General features: G+C 34.3%; 7 protein-coding genes. 4 read left to right on the top strand and 3 right to left on the bottom strand.

Annotation, left to right across the window (positions count from 1 at the left end; translation table 11 throughout):
- Window positions 1–361 precede the first annotated feature (361 nt).
- Together Q0075_RS07570 and Q0075_RS07565 are read left to right on the top strand one after the other, a co-directional pair.
- Window positions 362–2,233 (top strand): U32 family peptidase, encoded by a 1,872-nt coding sequence (locus Q0075_RS07570; RefSeq protein ID WP_297868982.1) that lies wholly within the window; start codon window positions 362–364, stop codon window positions 2,231–2,233.
- A 72-nt stretch (window positions 2,234–2,305) separates the two neighbouring features.
- Window positions 2,306–2,881 (top strand): Crp/Fnr family transcriptional regulator, encoded by a 576-nt coding sequence (locus tag Q0075_RS07565; protein WP_297868981.1) that lies wholly within the window; start codon window positions 2,306–2,308, stop codon window positions 2,879–2,881.
- Between the two features lie 290 nt (window positions 2,882–3,171).
- On the opposite strand, the gene Q0075_RS07560 is transcribed toward Q0075_RS07565, so the two are convergent.
- The 3 genes from Q0075_RS07560 to Q0075_RS07550 form a co-directional block, all read right to left on the bottom strand.
- Entirely contained in the window at window positions 3,172–4,695 is a 1,524-nt protein-coding gene (locus Q0075_RS07560; RefSeq protein ID WP_297868980.1) for a hypothetical protein, read from the bottom strand.
- Between the two features lie 2 nt (window positions 4,696–4,697).
- On the bottom strand, window positions 4,698–5,180 hold the full coding sequence (locus tag Q0075_RS07555; protein WP_297868979.1) for a T9SS type A sorting domain-containing protein: 483 nt from the start codon (window positions 5,178–5,180) through the stop codon (window positions 4,698–4,700).
- Window positions 5,181–5,366: 186 nt separating this feature from the next.
- Window positions 5,367–5,558 (bottom strand): hypothetical protein, encoded by a 192-nt coding sequence (locus Q0075_RS07550; protein ID WP_297868978.1) that lies wholly within the window; start codon window positions 5,556–5,558, stop codon window positions 5,367–5,369.
- 190 nt (window positions 5,559–5,748) lie between these two features.
- Between Q0075_RS07550 and Q0075_RS07545 the strand changes: the two genes are divergently transcribed.
- A complete protein-coding gene (locus Q0075_RS07545) occupies window positions 5,749–6,963 on the top strand; it encodes a LuxR family transcriptional regulator (protein WP_297868977.1) in 1,215 nt (404 codons plus the stop codon).
- 78 nt (window positions 6,964–7,041) lie between these two features.
- Window positions 7,042–7,445 (top strand): pirin family protein (locus tag Q0075_RS07540; RefSeq protein WP_297868976.1); only part of this gene is annotated, 404 nt, incomplete at its 3' end.

Below are 7,445 nucleotides of genomic sequence, written 5' to 3'. Positions count from 1 at the left end.
GGAGACGCTTTTGGAAATCCAAATTGTATTCGTTTCTCTTACGCAACAAGCGAAGCTTTATTAACAGAAGCAATGAGAAGAATCAAAGAAGCAGTTTCTTAAATCACAAACAAATATATTAGCACGAATTGATTTATTAAATTAAACCAATTCGTGTTTTTTATGCTCTAAATTCAAAAAAAGCGAACTTGAATTAGAAATCTTGGATTTTTTATAAGAACTTTGCACACTTTTTTTCGGCAAATCCCGAAAGATTAAAGATTTACAAATGAAATCGCCACTAAAAAAGATTGCATAAGCAATCACAAATTAAAAAAAAGCGATTCCATATGTTACATCTGAAAAATTATAGTCAGAACATATGAAAAAGAAGATTGAAATTTTAGCTCCTGCAAAAAACTTAGTACAAGGAATTGCTGCCATAAACAGTGGTGCCGATGCGGTTTATATTGGTGCTCCTTTATATGGTGCTCGTTCAAATGCTACCAATTCTGTGGAAGATATTGCCGAATTGGTAAAATATGCGCACTTGTTTAACGCTCAGGTTTTTGTAGTTATCAATACCATTTTATACGATAACGAATTAGAACCTTGTCGTCAATTGATTTGGAAATTGTATGACATTGGCGTAGATGCTTTAATCATTCAAGACATGGCGATTATGGAAATGGAGTTGCCTCCTATCGTATTGCATGCCAGTACGCAAACCAACAATCGTGATGCTGATAAAATTAAATTCTTAGCCGATGCCGGAATCAAACGTGTGGTTTTAGCGCGTGAATTGAATTTAAGTCAAATCAAAGAAATCCACGAAGCTACAGATGTGGAATTAGAATTCTTCGTTACAGGTGCTTTGTGTGTTTCGTTTAGCGGAAATTGCTATATGAGTGTTGCTAATGGCGAACGTTCGGCAAACCGTGGTTCTTGTGCACAAAATTGTCGTTTACCTTATAATTTAATTGATGGAAATGGTGATACTTTAATTAAAAACAGTCACTTACTTTCGATTAAAGATTTTGATGTTTCCAACCAAATTCCAAATTTAATTGAAGCTGGAATTGTTTCTTTTAAAATTGAAGGGCGTTTGAAAGATATCGTCTATGTAAAAAATAACGTTTCCTACTTACGTCAAAAATTAGATGATTTCTTAGAAAAAAATAGTGATAAATACACCAAAGCTTCGTCTGGAAAATGCACGTATTTGTTTGATTCTTCATTAGATAGAACCTTCAATCGTGGTTATACTGATTATTTTGTAAACGAAAGACATCAAGCAATCGGTTCTTGGGAAAGTCCAAAATCAAAAGGACAATATATTGGTAAATTGGTAAAAACAGTTGGAAATGCCTACGAAATCGAAAACGGAGAATTACTAAATAATGGTGACGGATTGTGTTTCATCAACGAAAACAACGAAGCCGAAGGAATTTACGTGAACCGTGCCGAAAACGGATTTGTTTATCCAAACGTATTGAAAGAAATCAAAGAAGGTACTTTCATTTACAGAAATAACGATGCAGCTTTCATCAAATTAGTAGAAAGAGAAGATAGTGCAGTTCGAAAAATCAGCACTACTTTATTGATGACTGAAAACGAAAATGGTTTCGAATTAATTGCAACCGATGAAGATAGAAATGTGAGCATTGTGAAATTAGAGCATTCGAAAGAGCGTACTAAAAACAACGAATCTATCGAAGAAAATATCAAAACGCAATTGGCTAAAACAGGTTTTACACCTTATACAGCTGATGAAATTACAATTGAATTTTCTGGAAATTGGTTCCTTCCTATTTCAAAAATCAATGAAATGCGAAGAACGGTTTACGAACAATTATCAGAAATTCGTTTGAAAAATTACGTTCGAAAAGAACATCAATTAGTAAAAACATCGCATCCGTATCCAGAAACGAAATTGGATTTCATGTACAATGTTGCCAACAAAACCGCTCGTAAATTCTACGAACGTCATGGAGTAACCGAAATTGAAAAAGCGTTCGAATTACAATGGGATCCAGGAAAATCTCGCGTAATGACGACGAAATATTGCATCAAATACGAATTAGAGCGTTGTCCAAAATACCACAGAGAAAACATGGACAAAAAACTAAAAGAACCTTTAGTTTTAAAACAAGGCGAATTGGAATACAAACTAAAATTCAATTGTAAACCTTGCGAAATGGAAATTTGGGAAAAAGATGCCGAATTTGAAATTGAAGAAGATCACTTTCATTAATATTAAACCGATGTGTAATGCATCGGTTTTTTTGTTTCTGGAATCCCAAAATTAAATTGTATTTTTGAAGTAATGCAATCCATTTTAGAAAATATCGCCAAACATGTTACGCTAACTCCTGAAGAGCAAGAGTTGTTTTTGTCTAAAACTGAAACCAAACCATTCAAAGCCAAAACCATTTTATTGAGTGCGGGCGAAGTGGCGACTTGCACGTATTTTGTGAATTCAGGAATTTTGAGAAGTTTCAATATTAATGATAACATTATCGAACACGTATTGCATTTTGCTTGCGAAGGTTGGTGGATTGGTGATATGTACAGCTATATTTCTGAAAAACCAGGCAATTTATTTATCGAAGTTCTAGAAGATGCCGAAGTGGTGATGATTACCAAAGAAAACCAACAACAACTTTATCAAGAAATTCCAAAATTAGAACGCTTTTTCAGAATTTTAGCAGAGAACTCCTTAGTTGCACATCAAGAGCGATTAATCGATAATTTGAGTTTAACTGCTGAAGAACGTTTTGAGAAATTTTGTTCTAAATATCCCACCTTAATTCAGAAAGTTCCTCAAAAACATATCGCTTCTTATATTGGTATTACACCTGAGTTTTTTAGTAAGATGAAAGCAAGACTGTTGAAGGAATAAAAAACGAGCCATTGCTGACTCGTTTTTCGGTTTAAAATTAGCATTATAATTTGTGTTTCTTGATGCTGTTTTGGTTTATAATTTTTTGTTAAATGAACCACACGAAAGGATTCGTGCGGTAGCTGTGAGATGTTTCCTTGCGTCAACATGACAAAAATGGGGGAAATTTCAATGGTTACGAATGCCTTTGTTATAAAAACAAAAACGAGCCATTGCTGACTCGTTTAATAAATGTCTTACAAATTTAAGAATACTTGAGAAACATGTAATCCTTATAAAACATAATTCTTTTACATTTTAAAAATCATGAACTTACAAGTACCATTCGTACTTAAGCCTTGACTGAGGGTACCTGAATTCGCTGTTAAACCTTTGATATTTATAGTTTGTCCTGCAGTTAAATACATCATTACTGATGTAAATCCTTTTCCTTTCACCCCAGATGGGAAATTTCCGGGATTGGCTACAGGATATTCTGTAAACATTGTATTTATACCTGTTATACCTGCATTATCAAAATCCACAAACAAAAACTGATTGGGTGTTTGGCTTGGAGTTGGTGCATCTGGGGTACGAACAGTTGCTTGTATACAATATACTCCAGCTTGACTTACGGTGAAAGTATTGGTAGCAGTATTATAGCTTCCAAAAGTAGTGTTCGAGGTAACCACATTGTCAAACGTTACCAAATCACCTGTATTTAGTCCATTAGCTAATGCTAAAACTTGAGGATTAGTAGTTTTTGTAGCAATCAAGGCTACTTGTGCACCACTTCCACCTGCACTTGGCGTAACCCATTGTGTATTATAATCGGTACCATTTACTTTGGCTAACACTTGTCCTGCTGTTCCACCTGTTGGCACACCTTGTCCGTTGGTACCGTTAGTTCCCGCTGGACCTTGAGGGCCTGTTGCTCCGGTTAATCCTGTTGGACCCTGTGGACCCATTGCTCCCGTTAAACCGATTGGTCCTTGTGGTCCCGTTTCTCCTTGAATACCTTGTGGTCCAGTCGCACCCGTTAAACCAATTGGTCCTTGTGGTCCTGCAGGTCCTTGTGGTCCAGTTAATCCAATTGGTCCTTGTGGGCCTGTTGCACCAGTCAAACCGATTGGGCCTTGTGGGCCTGTTTCACCTTGAATACCTTGTGGTCCTGCAGGTCCTTGTGGTCCAGTAGCACCTGTTAATCCAATTGGTCCTTGTGGTCCTGTTTCACCTTGTGGTCCTTGTGGTCCAGTTGCACCAGTTAATCCAATTGGTCCTTGTGGTCCAGTTGCACCTGTAGCGCCTGTTAATCCAATTGGTCCTTGCGGTCCAGTCGCACCAGTCAAACCGATTGGTCCTTGTGGTCCCATTTCACCTTGAATACCTTGTGGTCCTGCAGGTCCTTGTGGGCCAGGAGTTGAACTCCCTGATGTTTTGGCATACAAAGCATAAGGTGCACTCAATAATTGAGAAGTACCTGTAATGGTATAAGAAGATCCGCCTGTTGGATCGGTTTCTGTTTTGATGAAATAGGGACCATTTGCCCAGTTGATAGTAGCCATGTTTCCTGAAACTATTGTACCACCACCTATTTCTAAGCTCACTAAACCGTTTGCATTAGTGGTTGGGGTTTGTGTTTCTACATAAACGGCTGTTCCTGTAGCCGAACCTTGTAAAATACTGATTTGCATGCCTACCGGTTGGTTGGTTACTAAATTATTAGTAGTGTTACGCACTACGGCTTGGTAGCTCATTTTTTCGGGAGCTTGGGCAAAAGCTAAACTTCCTATGAATAAAGAAGTCGCTACTATAAGTTTTTTTATGTTTTTCATGATTAATTCTCTTTTTTGATGATTTTAAACGTTTTCACTTCTTTGTTGTTGCTTACCACTTTTAATAAAAAAATAGCTGCTGGTAAGCGTTCCATTTGAATGGAAGAAGTTTCGGCAGTAATTTTTTCATTTAAAATCATTTTTCCGTTTAAGTCAAATAATTGATACGAAAGATTTGCGAAATCTGTGTTACGTACTTCAAGTTGTAACCAGTTGGTTGTTGGATTTGGATACACCGCTAATTGCAGGTTAATGTTGAAATTCTCTGCACCTAAAACGGTTTGAATTTCAAAAGGTTGTTGCACACCTTGCGCTACTGAACCGGTTGTTCCAGTGTTGCTTGTGTAAAGCACTTGTCCTACTGTGTAGCTAACGTTTCCGTTTATTCCAGAAGCGTTACCTCCAGAGGTGACCACTGCTTCTTGTGCTTGTGTTTGAAAAGCTACCAGTAAAAAAGCAGCAATGAGTAATTTTTTAATTTTCATTTGATTCATAATTAGTTAATAAAAAAAGATAAAATGGTATAAATTATACCTGAGTATAAAATAAATAATAGAATTTCTAAACGATATTTTTTTATGTTTTTCAAGGTTATTGCTGTATAGTCAGTAAATTACTATTTTGGGTAATTTTTAGATTAGATTAGTTGAAATCTCAAATCAATTCGTTTTTTACTTAGTCTTGTTTTCTTTATTAAAATTTTTTAACAATTCTTCGCTTTCTTTTTGTTTAAATACTAGCGATACTTCCTTAATATTTTCATCGGTTAAAGGAATATTATTTTGAATACAGGTATAAATCACTTCATTTCTTTTTATGGAGAAAAGACGGAGATAGTTCTTAATACGCTCTAAAATTTTCATTTGTATTTTGTTTGCTACAAAGTTGAGCAAGGCTTGTATTAAAATCTAATTTTGGGCGGGTAGTTAACGGGTAGTTTTATGTACTACCCGGCGGGTAGTTTTAATTAAAATATTAAAAATCAACACTTTAAAAACAAAACTTATTTTTAGTTTTAATGAGGTGTTTCTTATCTTTGTAAAAATTTTAAGTATGCTTAAAAAGCATTTCCCTATTTTGCTTTTTGTATTATTTGTATTTACTCAATCTTTTGGGCAATCTGAAAAACTCAAAAAATTAGAAAATCAAATCAAAACATTAAATGATAATTTGCAATATGAAAAATCTATTGCTCTGTTAAATGACATTATCAACAATCCAGATGCAAGTCATTACGACAAGTATTATGCTTACTTATTAGAGTCTTTCACCTATAAACGTTTATTTAACTACACAAAAACATTACATAAACTAGATTTAGCTTTAGCAGAAGGATTACAAAGTGACTGCAAAGAAGAGGTTAAAAACAATATCGATGCAGAAAAATGCTTTGTATATTTTGACACACAAGATTTTCCAAAAGCTGAAGCTTTAATAGTAAAACTTAGAAAGTTAAACTTTAAACATTTATCCATTCCCACACAATCTTGGATTATTATGCAAGATGGGTATATCAAGATGTTAAACAAAGATTATGTAAAATCTGAACAACTATTAAATGAAGCTGATGCTTTAGTTAGAGCAAATTCACCAGAGAATTTACCTAATATTTATGGTAAAAAAATGGAACTCTATAATAAAATGAACCTTTTTGAAAAGCGTGATACTACTTTTAAAGAAGGCTTATTATTAGCCAAAAAATACAATAAGGTAAAATATGAAATGTATTTATACCAGGTAATGCGAAACATATTACAAGAAAATGAGGATTATAAAAATGCTTTTTTTACCCAAAAAAAATATGATTCCATTGTAAAATATTATAATGCAACCGATGCCAATGGAAAGTTAGAACTAGCTGAAAAAAAATTAGAAGACGAGAATAGACAGCTAAAAGAAGAAAACGAAAAATATATAGATTACATATTGTATGGTGTCATTGTATCTTTACTCCTTTTATTGTATTTTTCCGTTAGGTTATACCAATCAAATAGGGCAAAAAGAATTTTAGTAGAAAAAGAGAACATAAGAATTCACAATGAAATTGAACGTTTAACTCAAGCATTAGACGAAAAAGGAAACGCAACTTTAGATGTTTCCAACTATAATTTAACAGAACGCCAAAAAGAAATCATCTCCTATATTCGCTCAGGATTAACTAACAAAGAAATTGCAAATAAGTTGTTTATCTCTGAGAACACTGTAAAGTATCACTTAAAAATTATTTATGAAATTTTAGATGTAGCGCATCGTTCAGCAATACGATAATTTCTTAATCTAGGTTAAGCGCTCTTCCCTATTCATGATTGTAAATTTGTATCCTAATAATTACTAAATTTATAGAATATGAAAACGATAGTACATAAAGCAAATGAAAGAGGTCACGCCAATCATGGTTGGTTAAATGCCTATCACAGTTTTAGCTTTGCAAATTGGTATGACCCAGAAAAAGTACAATTTGGAATGCTTCGCGTTTTGAATGATGATACCATTGCAGCTGGAATGGGTTTTGGAACACATCCACACGATAATATGGAAATTATCACGATTCCATTAGAAGGTGATTTGGCGCATAAAGACAGTATGGGAAATGGCACAACTATTAAAAGCGGAGACATTCAAGTAATGAGTGCTGGAACGGGAATTCAACACAGCGAGTTTAATCCAAATCACAATCATCATACAAAATTATTTCAAATTTGGTTGTTTCCAAAATATAGAAATGTGGAACCTCGTTACCAACAAATTAC

The sequence above is a fragment of the uncultured Flavobacterium sp. genome (assembly GCF_937967675.1).
Classification (GTDB): Bacteria; Bacteroidota; Bacteroidia; order Flavobacteriales; family Flavobacteriaceae; genus Flavobacterium.
Note: the sequence above shows the minus strand (reverse complement) of the source record. Positions and strands in the feature narration are given on the sequence as shown.

Excerpts from the sequence above, each read along its gene's own strand:
- Q0075_RS07550 (WP_297868978.1), bottom strand. The coding sequence starts at position 5,558 with ATGAAAATTTTAGAGCGTATTAAGAACTATCTCCGTCTTTTCTCCATA.
- Q0075_RS07545 (WP_297868977.1), top strand. The coding sequence starts at position 5,749 with ATGCTTAAAAAGCATTTCCCTATTTTGCTTTTTGTATTATTTGTATTT.
- Q0075_RS07555 (WP_297868979.1), bottom strand. The coding sequence starts at position 5,180 with ATGAAAATTAAAAAATTACTCATTGCTGCTTTTTTACTGGTAGCTTTT.
- Q0075_RS07565 (WP_297868981.1), top strand. The coding sequence starts at position 2,306 with ATGCAATCCATTTTAGAAAATATCGCCAAACATGTTACGCTAACTCCT.
- Q0075_RS07560 (WP_297868980.1), bottom strand. The coding sequence starts at position 4,695 with ATGAAAAACATAAAAAAACTTATAGTAGCGACTTCTTTATTCATAGGA.
- Q0075_RS07570 (WP_297868982.1), top strand. The coding sequence starts at position 362 with ATGAAAAAGAAGATTGAAATTTTAGCTCCTGCAAAAAACTTAGTACAA.